Here is a 20,601-nt window from a genome sequence, read left to right on the forward strand (position 1 = left end):
ATCCGCACCGTGCGGGTTGCCTCTGGCACGTATCGTGAAGGGTCGCGGACCGTACGCAGCCGCGGGCGTGTGCGAAACGGGTCGTAAGACGAACGGACATGACCAGCCGGGCGGCCGAGGGAGGCACAGTGGACGACTATGCGGGTCGGGTGCTCGCCGACCGCTACCGCCTGCCGTTGCCGCCCTCCGACGCGTACGAGTTCACCGAGAGCCGCGCCTTCGACACCTACAGCGGCCAGGAAGTCCTCGTCCGGCAGGTGCCGTTGCCGGAGGTCGTCGAGGCCGAGGTGCTCGACGCCGAGGGGCTGCCCGAGGGGTTCACCGCACGGGAGCGCCCGTCCCGTCGCCCGTCGGAGACCAGGGGCGCCACCCGGCAGCCCGCCGACCCTGCGGTACGGCGCGCCGTCGAGGCCGCGCAGGCCGCGGCCCGCGTCCCCGACCACCCGCGCCTGGACCAGGTCTTCGACGTGTTCGCCGAGGGCGGGTCCCTGTGGATCGTCAGCGAACTGGTGGCCGCGCGTCCGCTGGCCGCGCTTCTCACCGAGCGGCCGCTGACGCCGTACCGGGCGGCCGAGGTCGCCTCCGACGTGCTCATGGCCCTGCGGGTGCTGCACGCCCATGGCTGGGTGCACCGCAACATCACCGTCCGCACGGTTCTGGTCTGTGACGACGGCCGGGTGGTGCTGAGCGGTCTCGCGGCGGGCGCGGCGGAGGAGGCGCTCTGCGGGTACGACCCGGTGCCTGCCACCGAGGACCCGGCGGGCGGCGGGGGCACGGGGGAGGCCCCCGGCACCGGCCCGGCGGGGTACGCGGGCTGGGCGGAGGCGGACGCGGAGGATGCCGGGGGCCTCGCCGGATCCGGTGGACCTGGCAGTTCATTCGAGGCCGGCGGTTCCGGTGGTGCCGCGGGGGGTGTGGCGGACGTCGATCCCGAGGCCGCGCGGCGGGCCGCCATCCAGGCCCGGGCCGCCGGAGCGCTGCCCGCGCCCGGCGGGGACGGGGGCTCCGGCGCGGCCGGGCAGCCCGCTCTGGAGGCCGGTTCCGACGTCCGGGCCGCGCGGGCCGGGGCCATCGCCGCCTACCGCGCGGGCGCCCGGGCCGCCGCCCGGGTGCACGAGGCGGAGCACAGCCGGCGCCCCGCCCTGCCCGGCGCCCGCCCGCCGGCCGACGCGGCCGCCGGCTCCGGCCGGACCGACGACCCGGCAGAGCCGTCGTACCCCTCGGAGCCGGGCAGCGCGGTGCCGCCCGGCCGCATAGCCGACCCGTACGGTGTGCGCGGCGCCCCCTGGCACGGTGCCGCGCCGCGCCCCGGGTCCGGCGGCACCTCCCAGGACAGCGGTACGCCCCAGGCCCTGGACGGCGGCACCCGGCGACCGGGCCTGCCCCCGGCGCAGCCGCAACCCGGCCGTGTCCCGCCCCAGGCACGCGACAGGCAGCGCCCGCCGGCCGACGGCCCCGGCGGGCTGCCTTCACCATCCGGCCCTACGGCGCCGGATCCCGCCAACGCCGCAGGGCTGCCGGCACCCGGCCCCACGTCTCCGGCCGCGACCGGCCCCGGCACGTCCGCGTCCGGCTCCGGCCGCCCCTTCGACCCCTACGGCCCCCCGGACTCCGGGCCCGGCCTTGCTCCGGGCCACCGCTCCGGCCCCTACGGCCCCTCGGATTCCGGCGCCGGTTCCGGTCACCGTGCCGGTCCCTACGGTCCTTCGGAGTCCGGGCCCGCTCCCGGCCGCCCCTCCGAGCCGTACGGTCCCTCGGGGTCCGGACTCGCTCCCGTCCGCCGTTACGACCCCGGCCGGCCCTCGGACGCGGCCCCCGCCCCCGGTTGGGACGCCCCCGGTGCCGTACGCCGGGGTCCCCGCAGTGCGCTTGCCGCCGAGCGGGCGCGGCAGGTGCGGATGGCCGTGGTGGGGCCGGTGACCGAGCGGTGGGCGCCGGAGCAGGCCGGGCCCGTGCACGAGAACTGGCAGCTGGCCGCGCCCATCGGCCCCGCCACCGACCTGTGGGCGCTGGGCGCGCTGCTGTTCCGTGCCGTACAGGGACACGCGCCGTACCCGGAGGAGTCCACGGCCGAGCTGGTGCAGCTGGTGTGCGCCGAGCCGCCCGCCTTCGCCGAGGAGTGCGGACCGCTGCGCCCGGTCGTGGAGTCGCTGCTGCGTCAGGACCCCACCGAGCGGCCGGACATGGAGGAACTGAGCGGCTGGCTGCGCTCCCTGGTGCGGTCCGCGCCGGAGCCGGAGGCCGGTACCCGGGTGGTCCCCGTGCCGCCCGCCGACCCGAGCCGGCTGCCGATCGTGCGGCGCCGGGGCGAACTGGTACGCCGCCGCCGTCGTTCCGGCGCGGTCGTGGCCGGCCCGCACGGCCGGCACAAGCGGGCCCCCGAGGGTGCCCGTTCGCCGCGCAGCCTCGGCCGGACGCTGCTCCTGCTGATACTGCTCCTGCTGGCGGGCGGGATCGCCTACGCGATGTTCTTCATGCCCAAGCAGGACACCGGCGGGGACCGTACCGGCAGCGCCGGGCGGACCGGTCCGCTGCCCGCGCAGACCCGGCAGCCCTCCGCCGGGCAGAGCACCCCGGACGAGGGCACCTCCGCGCCCGCGACCGAGACCCAGACCGGCGGGGACCCCGCCGTGCCCGACGGGTTCACCCTGCGCAAGGACCCCGACGGTTTCCGGGTCGCCGTCGCCGAGGGCTGGGACCGCAGCCCCAGGAACGGCAGCGGCCAGGTGGTCTACGCCCACGGGGACTTCGAGCTGATCGTCGTACCGGGCCGGGACGGGGCGTCCGCCTACGGCAGCGACCCGATGGCCTACCAGCGGGACAAGGAGCGGGAACTCCAGCCGTACCGCGACTCCAGCTGGTCCACGGCGAGCGGTCTGCGGACCACCGAGGTGGGCGGACGGACCATGGCCGAGGGGCAGTTCACCTGGACCGACGGACAGGGGCGGGACCGGTACGTGCGGAACATGGCGCTGCTGCTCAACGGCCGCTACCACATCGTGCAGGTACGCGGCCCGGAAGCCGAGCGGGACCAGGTGACCCGGCTGTACGAGCAGGCCGTGGCGACGTATCGCTACACGGGTTGAGCTGCGCGTACCCAGGGACCGCGGTTGCCCCTCTCGCGCGAAAACGACCATCGTCACAGTGCGGTCACCGGTGCACCCCGCTGGTTCCCTGGGGGGAGGCCGGTCCTTAGTCTGGCCCTGTCAAGAGCATTGCGGGGCAACGTGAATCAGAAGCAGGGCCTGCTCGTAGCAGGCCGCTACCGGCTCGCCGATTCCATCGGCAGCGGCGGCATGGGCCGGGTGTGGCGCGCCCACGACGAGGTGCTGCACCGGATGGTCGCCGTCAAGGAGCTGACCGCCGCGCTCTACGCCTCCGACGGCGACCGGGCCGTGCTGCTCGCCCGGACCCGTGCCGAGGCGCGGGCCGCCGCGCGCATCAACCACTCCGCCGTCGTCACCGTGCACGACGTCCTCGAACACGACGGCCGGCCGTGGATCGTGATGGAGCTGGTCGAGGGCGACTCGCTGGCCGACGTGGTCAGGGAGCGGGGCCGCGTGGAGCCGGCGGAGGCCGCCTGGATAGGGCTGTGGGTGCTGCGGGCGCTGCGCGCCGCGCACGCCGCCGGTGTGCTGCACCGGGACGTCAAACCCGGCAACGTCCTGCTCGGCAAGGACCGCCGGGTGCTGCTGACGGACTTCGGCATCGCCCAGATAGAGGGCGACTCCACCATCACCCGCACTGGCGAAGTCGTCGGCTCCGTCGACTACCTGGCCCCCGAGCGGGTGCGCGGGCACGACCCCGGCCCGGCCTCCGACCTGTGGGCGCTCGGCGCCACGCTGTACACGGCGGTCGAGGGCCGCTCGCCGTTCCGGCGGACGTCGCCGCTGAGCACCATGCAGGCGATCGTCGAGGAGGACACGGACGAGCCGCGCCACGCCGGTCCGCTCGCTCCGGTCATCGCCGCCCTGCTGTGCAAGGACCCGGCCGGGCGGCCCGGCGTCGAGGAGGCGGAGCGGATGCTCGCCGAGGCGGCGGAGGGGCGCACGCCGCGCACCGCGCGGGACGCGCGGGAGTTCCCGCCGGCCCGGGGCGCGGGCGGGCACACCCCCGGGGCGGCCGATCCGGGCCGTCATCCGGCCGGTTACCCGACAGGCGGCACCCTTCCCGGAGCCATGGGCGCGACCGGTGCCGTCACCGGTCCGACGGCCGTGGCGCCCGTACCGTCCGGCCCGGTCGGCATCCCGGTCCCGGCCCGGCCCCGCCGCCGGCTGCGCACCCTCGCGCTCGTCGTCGCCCTCGCGGCCGTGCTCGGCGCCGGCGCCGCGGTGGCCGTGCAGAAGTGGAGCACCACCGGGGACGGCGGCGGGCCGAACGGAGGCCCGGCCACGTCGTCCAGCTCCGCGAGCGGCAGCGCCACGCCCGGCACCGACGGCACGATCCCGGCCTCCTGGCGCCGCTACGACGACGAGTGGGGCTTCGGCCTCTATCTGCCCGAGGGCTGGTCGCGCAGGGTCGTCGGGGTGCCCGGCGACCTCCGGCAGGTCGACTACACGCCCGACGGCGGCGAGCACTTCGTCCGCATCGCCATCGACACCTCGCCCGACTTCAAGGACGCCTACTCCCACCAGCTCGACCTGGACGGCCAGCTCTCCCGGCGGCTGGCCGGCTACCAGCGGGTCCGGCTGGAGAAGAACGTCTACCGCGACCTCGGCGGCTCCGTCTGGGAGTACACCTGGAACGCGCTGGCGAAGGACAGCGCCTTCCCGGGGCCGCGGCGCGCCGCGGAGGAGACGTACATCTCGCGCGACGGCACCGAGTACGTGATCTACATATCCTCGCCCGCCGCGGACTGGGACCGGACCAGCAAGCAGTTCAAGGCGGTGCTCCAGGGCTGGCAGGAGCCGCGCTGAACCCGGCGCCCCGGACTGCGCCGTCCGCGCCGGGAACGGCTGTCCGACCGGTGATCCGCATGCCCCCGGACCGCGACCGGATTTCGAGGACACGGGCGCCCGCTGCGGCATGATGGGGCGCATGGGGACCGAGGGAGCCGGCGGCTTCCGGCTGATCGCGGGCCGTTACCGCCTGGAGGAACGCGTCGGGCGCGGCGGCATGGGCGTCGTGTGGCGGGCGAGCGACGAGGTGCTGGGCCGTCAGGTGGCGGTCAAGGAGTTCCTTCCGGACGACTCGCTCCCGGGCGACGACGCGCGCCGCCGCCGCGACCGTACGTTCCGGGAGGCCCGCGCGGTCTGCCAGTTACGGCATCCGCACATCATCGTCGTGCACGACGTGGTGGAGCACGACGGCCGGCCGTACCTCGTGATGGAACTGGTCGACGGACCGTCACTCGCCGAACGGATCGCCCGGGACGGCCCGGTCGACGCCGCCGAGGCCGCGCGGATCGGCATCGCCCTGCTGAGCGCGGTGCACACCGCGCACGAGGCGGGCGTGCTGCACCGGGACATCAAGCCCGCGAACGTCCTCATCGAGTCCGGCACCGACCGGGTCGTACTCACCGACTTCGGCATCGCCCAGGTCGAGGGCGCCACCACGCTCACCGAGACCGGCTCCTTCGTGGGCTCGCCCGAATACACCGCGCCGGAGCGGATGTCCGGGCTGCGCACCGGGCCGGAGTCCGACCTGTGGTCGCTGGGCGCGCTGCTGTGCACGGCGCTCAGCGGCGAATCGCCGTTCCGGCGCGACTCGCTGGGCGGCATCCTGCACGCCGTCGTCTCCGCCGAGATCCGCCCGCCGGCCCAGGCCGGGCCGTTGCTGCCCGTCGTCCTGGGGCTGCTGGAGCGCGATCCCGACCGGCGGCTGGGCGCGGCGGACGCCGAGTGGATGCTGCGGACGTACCTGGAGACCGGCCGGACCCCGGCCGCGCCGGGCGGCCACGGCCCGGCGGGGGCGCACGGCGTCGGGCGCCTGCACCGGATCGGCGGCGGCCGCACCCACAAGTCGCCGGTGGCCTACTCGCCGACCCGGCCGGACCTGCCCCACGGGCCGCCGCCGCTCGGCCCCGCCCACGCGACGGCCCAGCCGCCCCCGGCGCGCCCGGCCCCGCGCGGGGTGCTGGTGGCGGCGCTGCTCGTCGCCGCGCTGGCCGGGGCCGGCGTGTCGGCCGCCACGCTGCTGCTCCACCAGAGGGGGGACACAGGCGGCGGCACCCCGGGCGGCACGGCCACCACCCCGGCGACCGGCACCGGCACCACGGGTACGGCACCCGCCCCGACGGCGGCCACTCCCTCACCGGGGCGTACCAGCCCGCCCGGCACCGGCGCGCACACCGCGCCCTCCGGTTACCGCACGGCCCACGACCCGGCCGGTTTCTCCCTCGCCGTCCCGGAGGACTTCGTCCGCAGCCCGCGCGGCGAACGCGTCTACTACCTCTCGCCGGGACAGACCTTCCGCCTCGGCGTCAAGGTCACCGGCCCGCAGCCCGGCGGCCCCCGGGGCGTGCTGGAGCGGTCCGCCGCCGCCGGACCCGAGAACAACCCCGGTTACCACGACGGCCGGGTCACCTCCACCACGCACGCCGGACACCGGGCCGCCTTCTGGGAGTTCACCTGGAACGGCTTCAGCCCGGCGGAGGGCCCGCGCCACACCTACGACCTGTGCTGGGAGGAGAACGGCAGGCTGTACGACGTGTGGGTGTCGGCGCCGGTCGGCAAGGTCCGCGAGGCACGGGAGTACTTCGACGTGGCCGTGGACACCTTCTCGGCCGGCGGATGAGGGCCGACGTACGAGGGCTGCCCCGTTCCGACGGCGGCGCGGGGCGCGGTCGTCCCTCCCCGCCGCCGTACCCTCGGGTCCTCCTCACCCCGGCGCCGGCGAAAAAACCCGCAGCCGGCTGATCGTCCCCCCTCAACGCCCTGATCAGCGCATTTCCTGCCAGTGATCACTGGCAGGATGTGAGCGGTCGGTGAATCCGCGTTACCGACGGGTACACAAAGGCCGTGCCGCGGCATACCCTGCGCGTCATGACGGACACGCAGGCCCCGGACATCGCCGGTACCAACCCGCTCGCGCCCGCTCCCGACGGCGCCCGTACCGCCGCCGACGTGGTCACCCCGCAGCTGCTGGCCCGGCTCACCAAGGGCGTCACAGGCTCCGGCCGCACCGCCAGTCACGCCCCCTTCACCGGTGAGAAGCTGGCCGACCTGCCCGAGTCCACCCCGGACGACGTCCGGGACGCCTTCGCGGCGGCCCGCGCCGCGCAGACCGTGTGGGCGGCGACCCCGGTACGGCAGCGCGCCGCCGTGCTGCTGCGCTTCCACGACCTGGTGCTGGAGCGGCAGGCCGAGGTCCTGGACCTGATCCAGCTGGAGACCGGCAAGGCCCGCCTGCACGCGCACGAGGAGGTGCAGGCCGTCGCCGTCGCCGCCCGGCACTACGGCCGCCGCGCCGCCGCCTATCTGCGGCCCAAGCGGCACACGGGCGCCGTCCCGGTCCTGACGAAGGTCACCGAACTGCGCCATCCGCGCGGGGTGGTGGGCCAGATCGCCCCCTGGAACTACCCGCTGGAGCTGTCCGTCGGCGACGCCCTGCCCGCCTTCGTCGCGGGCAACGCCGTGGTGATGAAGCCGGACACGGAGACCTGCCTCACCGCACTGTGGGCGCGGGACCTGCTGATCGAGGCCGGGCTGCCCGACGGCGTCTTCCAGGTCGTCCTCGGCGAGGGCCCGGTCGTCGGCCCCGAGCTGGTCAGGCACGCCGACTACGTCTCCTTCACCGGCTCCACCCGCACCGGCCGCGAGGTCGCCGTGGGCGCCGCCTCCCGCCTGGTCGGCGTCTCCCTCGAACTCGGCGGCAAGAACGCCATGCTGGTGCTGGACGACGCCGACATCGAGAAGGCCGCCGCCGGCGCCGTCCGGGCCTGCTTCTCCTCCGCCGGCCAGCTGTGCATCTCCATCGAGCGGCTCTACGTCCACGAGTCCGTCGCCGACGCCTTCCTGGACCGGTTCGCCGCCCGCACCAGGGCCATGCGGCTCGGCAACTTCCTCGCCTACGGCGCCGACATGGGCTCGCTGGTCGGCGAACGCCAGCTGAAGACCGTCCAGCGGCACGTCGAGGAGGCCGTCGCCAAGGGCGCCGAGGTGATCGCGGGCGGTGTGGCCCGCCCCGACATCGGCCCGTACTTCTTCGAGCCCACCATCCTCGACGGCGTCGAGCCCGCCATGGCCGTCTGCGAGGAGGAGACCTTCGGCCCGGTCGTCTCCGTCTACCGCTTCCGGAGCGACGACGAGGCGGTGGAGCGCGCCAACGCCACGCCGTACGGCCTGAACGCGTCCGTGTGGACGACGAACGCCCGCCGCGGCCGGGACATCGCCGCCCGCCTGCGCACCGGCACCGTCAACGTCAACGAGGGCTACGCGCCCGCCTACGGCAGCGCCCAGTCCCCGATGGGCGGCATGAAGGACTCCGGCCTCGGCCGCCGCCACGGCTCCGAGGGCATCCTCAAGTACACCGAGGCCCAGACCGTCGCCCAGCAGCGGCTGCTGCCGATGGCGCCCTCGCTGGGCATGGACGACGAGGCGTACGCCCGGTTCATGAGCACGAGCCTGCGTCTGATGAAGGCCTTCCGGTTCAGGTAACCGACGTCAGGGGCGCGGGGAACCGCGCGCGACACCACAGACGGCCCGCACGCACCACTCAACGAGGAGAACACGTGCCCCAGGACGCCTACGATTACGACGTCATCATCGTCGGCTCCGGCTTCGGCGGCTCGGTGTCCGCCCTGCGCCTGACGGAAAAGGGCTACAAAGTCGGCGTACTGGAAGCGGGCCGCCGCTTCACCCCCGCCACTCTCCCGAAGAACTCCTGGGACCTGAGGAACTACCTCTGGGCGCCCCGGCTCGGCATGTACGGCATCCAGCGCATCCACCTGCTGGGCAACGTCATGGTGCTGGCCGGCGCGGGCGTCGGCGGCGGCTCGCTCAACTACGCCAACACCCTCTACATACCGCCGAAGGCGTTCTTCGACGACCCCCAGTGGCGGCACATCACCGACTGGCAGGAGGAGTTGAAGCCGTACTACGACCAGGCCCGGCGCATGCTCGGGGTGCGGCTCAACCCCACCATGACCCCCTCCGACGTCCATCTGAAGGCGGCGGCCGGGCGGATGGGCGTCGGCGACACCTTCCATCTCGCCCCGGTGGGCGTGTTCTTCGGGGACGGCCAGGACGCCGACGGCACGACGAGGGCCCGGCCCGGCGAGCGGGTGGCCGACCCGTACTTCGGCGGGGCCGGACCCGACCGGCGGGCCTGCACCGAGTGCGGCGAGTGCATGACCGGCTGCCGGCACGGCGCGAAGAACACCCTCAACGAGAACTACCTCCATCTCGCCGAGAAGGCGGGCGCGGTCGTCCACCCCATGACCACGGTCGTGTCCGTCACCGACGACTCGCGCGGCGGCTACGCGGTCGCGACCCTGCCCACGGACCGGAAGCGGAAGGCCGACGGCCGGATCCTCACCGCCCGCAGGGTCGTCCTCGCGGCCGGCACCTACGGCACCCAGACCCTGCTGCACCGCATGAAGGCGAGCCGCCGGCTGCCGTACCTGTCCCCCCGGCTCGGCGACCTGACCCGCACCAACTCCGAGGCGCTGGTGGGCGCGCAGACCGACGACCGCCGCTACCGCCGGGCGACCGGCGCGCCGAGGGCCGACTTCACCCGGGGCGTCGCCATCACCTCCTCGATCCACCCTGACGAGAACACCCACATCGAGCCGGTCCGCTACGGCAAGGGCTCCAACGCGATGGGCAGCCTGTCCATCCTCCAGGTGCCGTACACGGAAGGGTCCTCGCGCGTGCTGGCCTGGCTGGCGAACGCGGCCCGGCACCCGGTCCAGGTCGCCCGCTCGCTGTCCAACCGGCGCTGGTCGGAGCGGACCATCATCGGCCTGGTCATGCAGTCCCTGGACAACTCGCTGACCACGTACCTGAAACCCGCCGGGCCCGGCAGGGGCCTGCTCACCGCCCGGCAGGGGCACGGCGCGCCCAACCCCAAGCAGATCAGGGCCGCGACCGAGGCGGCCTCCGCGCTCGCCGCCGAGATCAACGGCTTCGCCGGCAGCAACATCGGCGAGCTGATGGGCACCCCGCTCACCGCGCACTTCCTCGGCGGCTGCCCCATCGGCGACTCCCCGGAGACCGGCGTGATCGACCCCTACCACCGGCTCTACGGCCACCCGGGCATCTCGGTCGTGGACGGCGCCGCGGTCTCGGCGAACCTGGGCGTCAACCCGTCGCTGACGATCACCGCGCAGGCGGAGCGGGCGATGTCGTTCTGGCCGAACAAGGGCGAGGAGGATCCGCGTCCGGCGCAGGGAGCGGCGTACGAGCGGCTGGCGCCGGTGGAGCCCAAGGCGCCGGTGGTCCCGGCGGACGCGTTCGGCGCGCTGCGGCTGCCGTTCCTGGGGATACCGGCGGTGCCGCCGAAGAAGTGACCGCAACGAGGGACGGGACCTGCATCCCCCTCCGAAAGCAGGTCCCGGCCACCGCTTCTTGATCCGGCAGGTTTGATCAGCCGAGAGCCGGAAGGGTTGCTCGCCGGGACCGCATTCGACGTGTGATCTCAGTCACACCCTACGGGTGAGGGGCGGGTGGGGGCCGGGCAGGGCGAAGGGCCCCGCGGGACGGAGGGGCCGCGGGGCCCTTGCTCGGATCGGCGCCGATGCCCGGGACCGGCGCCGCGCCACGTACTGTCTGCGGTTTTTCCGCCGGCCGGCCCCGGGCGTCCCCGGAGCCGGCCGTTCTCTTGGTTGACCGGGCTGCTGTCCCCTGCCGTCCGGTCATGTCGCGGAGCGAGGTCCCACGGCGTACGGCACGACCCGTACGCCTCATCGCTCCGGTGAGCCACGCGTGGTTCTGTCGCCCGCCCCTGGCTGGCACGGACACACCCCCTCAACGAAGCGGCACGCGGGCCGGTCACGGTGCCGTACGGGTGAGAGCGGGACCGAACTCAGACGCGGCCCCGGCACAGCTCCAGCAGGGTCATGGCGAGGCCGGTGCCGGGCTTGCCGAGGGCGTCCCGGTAGCGGGCGAGGATCTCCATCTCGCGGGACAGGTGCACCCGCCGCCCGCCGGAGGCGATCCGGGTCTGCTGGACGACGGCGGAGACGGCCATCCGCTCCTGGATCAGGCCGATGATCCGGTCGTCGAGCGCGTCGATGCGCTCACGGGCGTCGGCGATGGCCGCTTCTGGGGTGGTGGTGGTCATCCGGTGCTCCTCGAAGGGGATGAGGGAAGCCCTGGGACGACAGAACCCGGTTACACGACAGGCGCCCCGGGCCTTGTCGGCCCGGGGCGCCTGGGAAGTCGCTTGGCGGTTGGCTCAAGCAGCACGACCATGGCAGCCGGCGGGCCGGGTGCCATAGGTAAAGACGAAGGTCGAGTGCTTGCGCATGCGGTCAGTATGCCACGGCGGCTTGTCTCGGAGGTCCGGCGGCCACCCCGTTAGAATCGGAAGCACAGACCCCCGCCCGACCACCAGAAGGCACCCCGTGTCATCAGCGACCCAGTCTGCCGCCACCCCCGACACCGTCCTGGTCGTCGACTTCGGCGCGCAGTACGCCCAGCTCATCGCCCGTCGCGTCCGCGAGGCGCGGGTCTACAGCGAGATCGTGCCGAGCACCATGCCGGTCAGCGAGATGCTCGCCAAGAAGCCCGCGGCGATCATCCTCTCCGGCGGTCCCTCGTCGGTGTACGAGGAGGGCGCGCCCCGCCTCGACCGCGAGATCTTCGAGTCCGGCGTCCCCGTCTTCGGCATGTGCTACGGCTTCCAGCTGATGGCGCAGGTCCTCGGCGGCACCGTCGACAACACCGGCGCCCGCGAGTACGGCCGCACCGACCTGCACGTCTCCAGGGCGTCCTCCACCCTCTTCGAGGGCACCCCGGAGGAGCAGCACGTGTGGATGTCCCACGGTGACGCCTGCTCCGCCGCCCCGGAGGGCTTCACGGTCACCGCGTCCACGGACGTCGTCCCGGTCGCCGCGTTCGAGAACGACGACAAGAAGCTCTACGGCGTCCAGTACCACCCCGAGGTCATGCACTCCACGCACGGCCAGCAGGTGCTGGAGCACTTCCTCTACCGCGGTGCCGGGCTGAAGCCGGACTGGACCACCGGCAACGTCATCGAGGAGCAGGTCCAGGCCATCCGCGAGCTGGTCGGCGACAAGCGCGCGATCTGCGGCCTGTCCGGCGGGGTGGACTCCGCCGTCGCCGCGGCCCTCGTGCAGAAGGCCATCGGCTCCCAGCTGACCTGCGTCTACGTCGATCACGGCCTGATGCGCAAGGGCGAGACCGAGCAGGTCGAGAAGGACTTCGTCGCGGCCACCGGCGTCCAGCTGAAGGTCGTCGACGCCGAGGAGCGCTTCCTGAAGGCGCTCGCCGGGGTGACCGACCCCGAGGAGAAGCGCAAGATCATCGGCCGGGAGTTCATCCGCGTCTTCGAGCAGGCGCAGGCCGAGATCATCGCCGACGAGGGCCCGGCCGTGGAGTTCCTGGTCCAGGGCACCCTCTACCCGGACGTGGTGGAGTCCGGCGGCGGCACCGGCACCGCGAACATCAAGTCGCACCACAACGTCGGCGGCCTGCCCGAGGACCTCGAGTTCAAGCTGATCGAGCCGCTGCGCAAGCTGTTCAAGGACGAGGTCCGCATGGTCGGCAAGGAGCTGGGCCTGCCGGAGGAGATCGTCCAGCGCCAGCCCTTCCCCGGCCCCGGCCTCGGCATCCGGATCGTCGGCGAGGTCACCAAGGAGCGGCTGGACCTGCTGCGCGAGGCCGACGCGATCGCCCGCGAGGAGCTGAGCGCGGCCGGCCTGGACCGCGACATCTGGCAGTGCCCGGTGGTCCTGCTCGCCGACGTCCGCAGCGTGGGCGTCCAGGGCGACGGCCGCACCTACGGTCACCCGATCGTGCTGCGCCCGGTCTCCTCCGAGGACGCCATGACCGCCGACTGGTCCCGGCTGCCCTACGACGTCCTGGCCCGTATCTCGACCCGGATCACCAACGAGGTCCGGGACGTCAACCGGGTCGTCCTCGACGTGACGAGCAAGCCGCCGGGGACGATCGAGTGGGAGTAGGCCCTAGGCGCGCTTGAGCGTGCGCAAGGGCTCACCGGGCTGCCAGACCTGGACGACCAGATACCTGTCGTCCTCGACGTAGGTGCGGACGACCTCCGTCAGCTCGGTGCGGAAGAGGTGGAACGGCTGCGGCGGTTCCACCTCTTTCACATAGGCGGCCTTGGCCGCGCCCTCCCCGGCCTCGAACGCCCGCCCGCTGATCCGGACGTCGCCGCCGCCCAGGTCCGTGCCGTCGCCGGGGTTGGCCTGGAGGGTGAAGCGCGGGTCGCGGAGCAGATCCAGGGCCTTCAGGGAACGCGGCATCATGCCGAGCCACAGCTCCCCGCCCAGGAACCTGACCTCCAGACCGGAGGTGCGGGGCGAGCCGTCCCTGCGGAGGGTCGCGAGGACGTGATGCCGGTACGCGCCGAAGCGCTCCTCGGTGATCGCCGCCAGCTCGGGCACGGCGGTACGGAAGGCTGTCCAGTTCATACGCGCCAGCCTGCCGCCCCATCCCGACATCTTCTGTCGGGTATTCGTCGCGCACGTCATCTTCACCGGACGCCTCTGCCCTTTTGCACCGGCCGGCGGTACCTTCCGGCCGTACCGCAAGCCCCCCGCTGGAGGATCCATGCACGGGCCCACCCCGCCCCTGCCGCTGCCCACCGACCGGTTGCACTTCGCCATGCCGCCCGTGCACGAGTCCGCCGAGGACGAACGCAGACACCGCAAGGAGCGGCTCGCGGGCGCCCTGCGGATCTTCGGACGGGCGGGGTTCGAGGACGGGGTGTCCGGACACATCACGGCCCGCGACCCGGAGTACACCGACTGCTTCTGGGTCAACCCGTTCGGCATGCCCTTCAAGCACGTCACCGTCGGTGATCTGGTCCTCGCCAACCAGGACGGACAGGTGATCGAGGGCCGCTACCACGTCAACCAGGCCGCGTTCACCGTGCACGCCCAGGTGCACGCCGCCCGCCCCGACGTGGTCGCCGTCGCCCACTGCCACTCCGTGTACGGCCGAGCCCTCGCCGCCCTCGGCGACCTGATCGACCCCATCACCCAGGAGAGCTGCGCCTTCTACGAGGACCTCGCCCTCTACGACGCCTACACCGGCGTCACCGTCGACGCCGAGGGGGGCCGCCGGATCGCCGCCGCGCTGGGCTCCCGCAAGGCACTGGTGCTGCGCAACCACGGGCTGCTCACCGTCGGCGACTCGGTGGACGCCGCCGCCTGGTGGTTCCTGTCCCTGGAGCGGTGCTGCCAGGTGCAGCTGACGGCCAGGGCGGCGGGCCGGCCGGTGCTCATCGACCACAAGGCGGCCGTCACCACCCGCGAACAGCTCGGCGGCGACCTGGTGGCCTGGATCAACTACCAGCCGCTGTGGCAGGACATCAGCCGCGCCGAACCGGACCTGCTCGGCTGAGCCGTCCGCGGAGCGGGATTCCCGGGGCCGGGTCAACACGGCGTTCCCGGGTTCACCCGCACTGACCCGGACCGGCCCCCTCGCAGGCCCCCTCGTACGGCACAATTCGCTGTCGTCACAAGGGAGTTGCCGAACCGACGTGTGTACCTCGTGTGCCCTGTGTGCTCGGTGCGCCGCGGGTGACGTCGGAGAGGCCGGCGGGGTCGGCAGGGCGTGGGGAAGGCGGGCGTCGGACGTGGCGGTGCGGGAGGCGGGGACGGACACGGGTGCCGGGGGCACCCACGAGGGCGGCTGCGCCTGCGGGGACTGCCCGTACGGCGCCCGGGAGGGACACCGGCGCGCCGTCGCCGCGTTCCTGCGCCGGCGCGACGAACTGGCCGCCGGACGGGGGCTGCCGGCGGCCGTGGCCCACTCGGCCTCGGCGTCCCGCCAGTGGGTGTCCGAGGAACTCACCCAGCGCGCCGAGGCCGTCGCCGGACAGGGCCGCGCCGAGGGCGCGGTCCGGCTCGCCGGGCTGTGGCTGCGCACGGTGTGCGCGGTGTGGGGTGCCGTCACCGCGCTGCTGCTCGCCGAGGCGCTCACCGCGACCGGCGCGGGCTGGACCGGTGCCCGCACCGCGGCCCTGCTCGCCGCGCTCGCCGTCGCCGGGGCGCTGACCGCCGCCTGCCTTCTCCACCGGGCGCACGGCGGAGCGCTCGCTCCGCTGATCGGCGAGGACAATCGCATCTCCACCTCCCGTACCGTCGCCGCCTGCTGGGTGCTGTTCCTCGGCTATGCCGTCCTGCTGCTGTCCCTCCGCCTGGCCGCCGCCTCCGGCCCCGCCGAACGCGACGCGCTGATCGACGGCCTCGCTCTGGCACACGGCGCGGGCGCGGTGACCGTCCTCGCCGTCGTGTGCGCCGTCGCCGTCCTGGTCCGCCGGGTCGTGGCCTCGCGCCTCCACACCCAGCGGCTGCAGAAGGTGCCGGCCCACCGGCCGCGCGCCGCCGACCTGCTCACCGACGACTCCGGCCGGGGCGCCTTCACCGACATCCAGTACCTCGCCGTCACCGCCGTCGCCCTGCTGTTCGCCGCCGTACGGCTGGCCCGCCGCCCTGACCGGCTGCCCGACCTGCCCTGGGGCCTGGGCGTGGTCGTCCTGATCTCGGCGGCGACCTACCTGGCCGGCAAGTACGCCGAGGGCGGCCGGCCGGTGATCCACTCGGTGGTTCGCGCCCGGGAGCCCGGCGACCTCGACGGCCCGGTCCGCACCGGCGACGACATCGAGATCCGGGGCAGCGGCTTCGTCCCGCCCGGCGCCCAGAGCGCCGACCGGCTCTCCCGGACGGTCGTCCGCATCGGCGCCGTCGACGTCCACGTCCCCCTGATCCCCGTCACCGGAGGCTTCCGCAATCCCACGGACACCACCCTGACCGTGCCCGTACCCGCGGACGTGGAGCCCGGAGCGGTGGACGTCCAGGTGGTGACGGCGGCCGGGGTGACGACGAACCGGTACCCGCTCCAGGTGACGGAGTGAGGGGCGGGTTCGCCGCGGAGGGCCGAAATCCGGAAAATCATCTAGGACAGGATTGAACGGGCTCCCTTCGTCATACGTATCGTCACATCAGGGGGCACTGCGGGTGAAAGGCGGCTTGTAGCGATGACTCAAGGCATGCGGACGGATACGCGCATTCCCCGGCTGAACGAGCCCCGCGGCCTTCGGGACACCGCCACCCACTACGCCCTGCTGCCGCTGCGCCTCTTCCTGGGTGCCACCTTCGTCTACGCCGGCCTGGACAAGCTCACCGACAGTGCCTTCATGCACTCCGCCGGCGCCGGCTCGATCGGTGACACCATGCGCGCCGCCCGCGGTTCCGCCGCGATCCCCGCCCTGATCGACCTGGCCCTGAAGAGCCCGGTCGGCTTCGGCTACGCCATCGCGCTCGGTGAGCTGGCCGTCGGCATCGCCACCCTGCTCGGTCTCCTCGGCCGCCTCGCCGCGCTCGGCGGCGCGCTGATCTCGCTCAGCCTCTGGCTGACGGTGAGCTGGGCCACCACCCCCTACTACTACGGCAACGACCTCGCCTACCTCATGGCCTGGCTCCCCCTGATCCTCGCCGGCGCGCCCTACTTCTCCGTGGACGCGGCCTGGCGGGCCCGGCGGTGGCCCGGCGGCTACCGCTGACCCTCCTCGGCGCCGCCCCGCCCGCGTATCGCCCGGGTCAGCAGGGCCGTGGCGCCGGCCAGACACAGGCCGCCCACCACCAGCGGAACCACCAGGAACCACGGGGTGTCCCACAGGCCGCCCGCGTCCCCCGCGTAGACCACGGCGGTGGCGGTCAGGAAGAGCCCGGCGACCAGCCTCCCGGGCTGAAACTCATGACGCAGCACGGCTGACCTCCACCTGTCCCATTCCTACGCCGAGCGTGAGATCCAGCGTCCCCGGCGTCCGGGACGCTCCGGCCGTGCCCTTGGCCGGTGCCAGCGTCACGTTCCGATGCCTGCCGGGCCGCACGTCCACGTCCTCTCCACGGTCCCCGGGCAACCGGATGTCGCCCACCCCCACGTCCAGGTCCATCCGCACGGTCACATCCGCCGGCACGATCACCTTCAGGTTTCCCGCGCCCACCCGGGCGTCCGTGGCGACCGTCTGCCCGGGGGCCGGGTGCACCCGGGTCAGGTCCAGCGTGCCCCGCCCCGTGCCGAGGTCGTACTCGGACCGCACCTGGGCCACCGCGGCCGGCTTCCAGGTCGCCTCCTTCCAGTCCGTGGTGATGTCCCGGGGCAGCGCCGCCGCCCCGGCGAGCAGGGCCGCCGTGACCAGCGCCCAGAACACCGTCCCGGCTCCCGTCCGGCCCAGGAACGCGCTGAGTGCCATGCCCAGTCCGAACACCGCCAGCGCGCAGGCCAGACCGGTCTGCAGATCGGTGCCGAGCGGGTGCGTGTGCCAGCCGGACCAGGTGCCCAGGCCGCCCGCCAGCAGGGCGAGCAGGAACACCCAGCCGCCGATCCAGCGCGGGCCGCGCGGTCTCGGGGGCTCGGCCGCCGGCGGGGGTATCGCCCCGGGGTGTGTCCAGGGGGTGGCGATGCCGACGTCCAGGACCGAGGTGAGGTCCCGTCCGCGGGCGTCGCCGGGACCCCACAGATAGCCGGTGCCGCCGACATGGGTGCCGTCCTTGACGATCGGGTCACGCCACCAGGAGGGGTAGAAGGTGACGACCGGCGGCGCCTGGGCCTCCGGCGGCGCGTCGGCGGCGGCCTGCGCCGCCAGCGGATCGTGATCGGTGGCACCACGGCGTCTCGACCAGTACCCCGCGCCCGCGAGCAGCAGCGAGAGCACCGTGGCGAACGCCAGCACCCCGCCGTTTCTCAGCATCGTCAGGAAGATCCCGCAGCCGACCAGCGCGAACAGGACCGCGGCCAGCGCCTGGCCGTCGACCCGGCCCGTGAACAGCTTGCGGACCTCGTTCTCCTCCTCGTCCTCGTATGGCACCAGCAGCCAGGCGAAGCCGTAGAAGATGAGGCCCAGGCCGCCCGTCGCGGACAGCACGGCCAGCGTGATCCGGAAGATCACCGGGTCCATGTCGGTCTGCCGCCCCAGACCCGCGCACACGCCCGCGATCATCTTGTGCCCGCGGTCGCGCCGGAACCGCTCGGGAAGCCGGGGGCTCTCCCGCGGCTCCGGCTCCTGCGCGGGGGAAGGGGCGCCGCCGTGGGAACGGGGGCGGAAGCCGGGGTGGGCGGGGGAGCCGGGGCCGGCCGCTCCGCTCTCTCCCGTCGCGGCGGGCGCGGCATCCGTCGGCCCGGTGCCCGGGGCCGGGCGCGGGCCGGGGCCGGGTCCCGGACCCGTCGCGGCGTGCTCGTGATCGGTCATGCGTCCATGGTGACCGCCCGGCCGCCCCGGCGGCAGTCGGGACGACCCTGGGCCAACCCTGAAATCGTCCCTGAGGCGGGGCGGGGAAGCGTTCGAGCGGCGCGGACCGCCGGGCGACACCGCAGGGGCCGCCCACCCGGACCGGTCCCGACGGAAGATCAGGGGTGTCTCCGGGGCCGACCCTGATGCTCCGCCCCGCCGCCCGTGTGACCATCGTTGGCATGCCGGAAGCCGCAAGCCTGCCACTCGACGACCCGCGGCCCCCGCGCAAGCTCTACCGCAGCAGCGACGGACGCTGGCTCGGCGGAGTGGCGCGAGGGCTCGCCGGGCATCTCGGGCTGCCCGTCGTCTGGGTGCGGCTCGTCTTCGCCGGCCTGCTCATGGCCGACGGTCTCGGAGCGCTGCTCTACGCCGCGTTCTGGTTCTTCGTCCCGCTCGGCATCGGCGGCGTCGGCGACCAGAAGCCCTCGCCGGTGGGAGCGGAGACCACACCGGACGGCCGGCGCAGACTGAAGGCCCGCAGACCGGACCGGGGGCAGATCGCCGCCCTGCTCCTCATGGTCATCGTCTCCATGATCTTCGTGCGCAGCGTCAACCTCGGCAGCGCGACCAAGGCGTATCTGGTGCCCGCCGTGCTCGTCGCGGCCGGTGTCGCCCTCGTGTGGCGCCAGGCGGACAACGCCCGCCGGGCCCGCTGGGTCGAGGCAGGCCGGCGGCGCCGCACCCTCTCCCTGCTGCGCGCGGCCGGTGGCGTCCTGCTCGTGACGGCCGGGGTCACGGCCGTCTTCGTCCTCCAGGGATCGACCGCTCACCTGGGCGCGGTCCTGCAGGCCGCGCTCGCCGTCCTCGTCGGCATCACCCTGCTCGCCGGTCCCTACCTGGTCCGCATGACCCAGGACCTCTCCGAGGAACGCCTGATGCGCATCCGCGCCCAGGAGCGCGCCGAGGTGGCCGCCCACGTCCACGACTCCGTGCTGCACACCCTCACCCTGATCCAGCGCAACGCCGAGAACGCGGGCGAGGTGCGCCGCCTCGCCCGCGCCCAGGAACGCGACCTGCGCACCTGGCTGTACAAGCCGGAGGGCACCGGCAAGGACGAGGACGACGAGCCGGACACGGTCGCCGAGGCGGTGCGGCGCAACGCCGCGGAGGTGGAGGACAAGCACGGCGTGCCCATCGAGGTCGTCATCGTCGGCGACTGCCCGCTGGACGAGAGGACCGCAGCACAGATGCAGGCCGCGCGCGAGGCCATGGTGAACGCCGCCAAGTACGGTGGCGAGGGCGGTGCCGTACAGGTCTACGCCGAAGTCGAGGGGAAATCGGTCTTCGTGTCCGTGCGGGACCGCGGTCCCGGCTTCGACCTCGACGCGATACCCGCCGACCGCATGGGTGTCAGAGAATCGATCATCGGCCGCATGGAGCGCCACGGCGGCACGGCCCGGCTGCGGGCGGTGCCCGACGGCGGCACCGAGGTCGAGCTGGAGATGGAGAGGGCGGAGAAGACGTCATGAGCGACGCGACCGAGGCGAACGGCACGGTGGGGGCGGCGGAGGGCCGGACAGGTGCCGGCGCGGACGGGCGGCATGTGCGGGTGGTGCTCGTGGACGACCACCGGATGTTCCGCACCGGCGTCCAGGCCGAGATCGGCCAGACCGCCGAGACCGGCGTCGAGGTGGTCGGCGAGGCGGCGGACGTCGACCAGGCGGTCGCGGTCATCACCGCCACCCGGCCCGAGGTGGTCCTCCTCGACGTGCACCTCCCGGGCGGCGGCGGAGTCGAGGTGCTGCGCCGGTGCGCGGCGCTGACGGCCGACGCCGAGCGGCCCGTCCGCTTCCTCGCGCTGTCCGTGTCGGACGCCGCCGAGGACGTGATCGGGGTGATCCGCGGCGGCGCCCGCGGCTATGTCACCAAGACCATCACCGGTGCCGACCTGATCGACTCGATCTTCCGCGTCCAGGAGGGCGACGCCGTCTTCTCCCCGCGGCTGGCCGGGTTCGTGCTGGACGCCTTCGCCTCCACCGACGCCCCGCCCGTGGACGAGGACCTGGACCGCCTCACCCAGCGGGAACGCGAGGTGCTGCGCCTGATCGCCCGGGGCTACGCCTACAAGGAGATCGCCAAGCAGCTGTTCATCTCGGTGAAAACGGTCGAGTCCCATGTCTCGGCGGTCCTGCGCAAGCTCCAGCTGTCCAACCGGCACGAGCTGACCCGCTGGGCGACCGCGCGCCGGCTGGTCTGACCCCTACGGGCCCGCCC

At 73.9% G+C, this 20,601-nt stretch carries 15 protein-coding genes; 11 read left to right on the forward strand and 4 right to left on the reverse strand.

The genetic code is table 11. From position 1 onward, the window contains the following. The first annotated feature begins 128 nt into the window (after positions 1-128). The 5 genes from IE251_RS00750 to IE251_RS00770 all read left to right on the forward strand — a co-directional run bounded on the left by IE251_RS00750 (position 129) and on the right by IE251_RS00770 (position 10,450). Positions 129-3,086 (forward strand): serine/threonine kinase C-terminal domain-containing protein, encoded by a 2,958-nt coding sequence (locus IE251_RS00750; protein ID WP_229896517.1) that lies wholly within the window; start codon positions 129-131, stop codon positions 3,084-3,086. A gap of 210 nt (positions 3,087-3,296) precedes the next feature. After that, positions 3,297-4,916 (forward strand): serine/threonine-protein kinase, encoded by a 1,620-nt coding sequence (locus IE251_RS00755; RefSeq protein ID WP_229896546.1) that lies wholly within the window; start codon positions 3,297-3,299, stop codon positions 4,914-4,916. A 121-nt stretch (positions 4,917-5,037) separates the two neighbouring features. Next, positions 5,038-6,735 carry a protein kinase domain-containing protein gene (locus IE251_RS00760; RefSeq protein ID WP_189750954.1) on the forward strand — a complete coding sequence of 566 codons (1,698 nt, stop codon included), beginning with the start codon at positions 5,038-5,040 and terminating at the stop codon, positions 6,733-6,735. A 248-nt stretch (positions 6,736-6,983) separates the two neighbouring features. Next, entirely contained in the window at positions 6,984-8,597 is a 1,614-nt protein-coding gene (locus IE251_RS00765; protein WP_189750955.1) for a succinic semialdehyde dehydrogenase, read from the forward strand. A gap of 74 nt (positions 8,598-8,671) precedes the next feature. Next, positions 8,672-10,450 (forward strand): GMC family oxidoreductase N-terminal domain-containing protein, encoded by a 1,779-nt coding sequence (locus IE251_RS00770; protein ID WP_189750956.1) that lies wholly within the window; start codon positions 8,672-8,674, stop codon positions 10,448-10,450. Positions 10,451-10,965: 515 nt separating this feature from the next. Here the strand turns inward: IE251_RS00770 and IE251_RS00775 are convergent. Beyond that, complete coding sequence (locus IE251_RS00775) at positions 10,966-11,223, reverse strand: chorismate mutase (protein WP_030794406.1); 258 nt, start codon at positions 11,221-11,223, stop codon at positions 10,966-10,968. Between the two features lie 283 nt (positions 11,224-11,506). Between IE251_RS00775 and guaA the strand changes: the two genes are divergently transcribed. Continuing rightward, the gene (guaA, locus tag IE251_RS00780; RefSeq protein WP_189750957.1) at positions 11,507-13,087 is read left to right on the forward strand and encodes a glutamine-hydrolyzing GMP synthase; all 1,581 of its coding nucleotides are present in this window, start codon (positions 11,507-11,509) and stop codon (positions 13,085-13,087) included. A gap of 3 nt (positions 13,088-13,090) precedes the next feature. On the opposite strand, the gene IE251_RS00785 is transcribed toward guaA, so the two are convergent. Continuing rightward, positions 13,091-13,558, reverse strand: coding sequence for a pyridoxamine 5'-phosphate oxidase family protein (locus IE251_RS00785; protein WP_189750958.1), 468 nt, complete (start codon positions 13,556-13,558; stop codon positions 13,091-13,093). Between the two features lie 139 nt (positions 13,559-13,697). Here IE251_RS00785 and IE251_RS00790 point away from each other — a divergent pair, with 139 nt between their 5' ends. The 3 genes from IE251_RS00790 to IE251_RS00800 all read left to right on the forward strand — a co-directional run bounded on the left by IE251_RS00790 (position 13,698) and on the right by IE251_RS00800 (position 16,656). Beyond that, positions 13,698-14,492 (forward strand): class II aldolase/adducin family protein, encoded by a 795-nt coding sequence (locus IE251_RS00790; RefSeq protein ID WP_189750959.1) that lies wholly within the window; start codon positions 13,698-13,700, stop codon positions 14,490-14,492. Positions 14,493-14,727: 235 nt separating this feature from the next. Further along, positions 14,728-16,008, forward strand: coding sequence for a hypothetical protein (locus tag IE251_RS00795; protein WP_189750960.1), 1,281 nt, complete (start codon positions 14,728-14,730; stop codon positions 16,006-16,008). Between the two features lie 123 nt (positions 16,009-16,131). Then, the gene (locus IE251_RS00800; RefSeq protein WP_189750961.1) at positions 16,132-16,656 is read left to right on the forward strand and encodes a DoxX family membrane protein; all 525 of its coding nucleotides are present in this window, start codon (positions 16,132-16,134) and stop codon (positions 16,654-16,656) included. On the opposite strand, the gene IE251_RS00805 is transcribed toward IE251_RS00800, so the two are convergent. Both IE251_RS00805 and IE251_RS00810 read right to left on the reverse strand, forming a co-directional pair. After that, entirely contained in the window at positions 16,647-16,862 is a 216-nt protein-coding gene (locus IE251_RS00805; RefSeq protein WP_189750962.1) for a hypothetical protein, read from the reverse strand. The genes IE251_RS00800 and IE251_RS00805 overlap by 10 nt on opposite strands. Next, positions 16,849-18,345 carry a PspC domain-containing protein gene (locus IE251_RS00810; protein WP_189750963.1) on the reverse strand — a complete coding sequence of 499 codons (1,497 nt, stop codon included), beginning with the start codon at positions 18,343-18,345 and terminating at the stop codon, positions 16,849-16,851. Before IE251_RS00810 ends, IE251_RS00805 begins: the two co-directional genes overlap by 14 nt. A 221-nt stretch (positions 18,346-18,566) precedes the next feature. On the opposite strand from IE251_RS00810, the gene IE251_RS00815 reads away from it, so the two are divergent. Beyond that, complete coding sequence (locus IE251_RS00815) at positions 18,567-19,856, forward strand: ATP-binding protein (protein ID WP_189750964.1); 1,290 nt, start codon at positions 18,567-18,569, stop codon at positions 19,854-19,856. Beyond that, on the forward strand, positions 19,853-20,584 hold the full coding sequence (locus IE251_RS00820) for a LuxR C-terminal-related transcriptional regulator (RefSeq protein WP_189750965.1): 732 nt from the start codon (positions 19,853-19,855) through the stop codon (positions 20,582-20,584). Before IE251_RS00815 ends, IE251_RS00820 begins: the two co-directional genes overlap by 4 nt. The last annotated feature ends 17 nt before the right edge of the window (positions 20,585-20,601 follow it).

Origin of the sequence: Streptomyces eurythermus (assembly GCF_014649115.1) — a bacterium.
GTDB lineage: Bacteria > Actinomycetota > Actinomycetes > Streptomycetales > Streptomycetaceae > Streptomyces > Streptomyces eurythermus.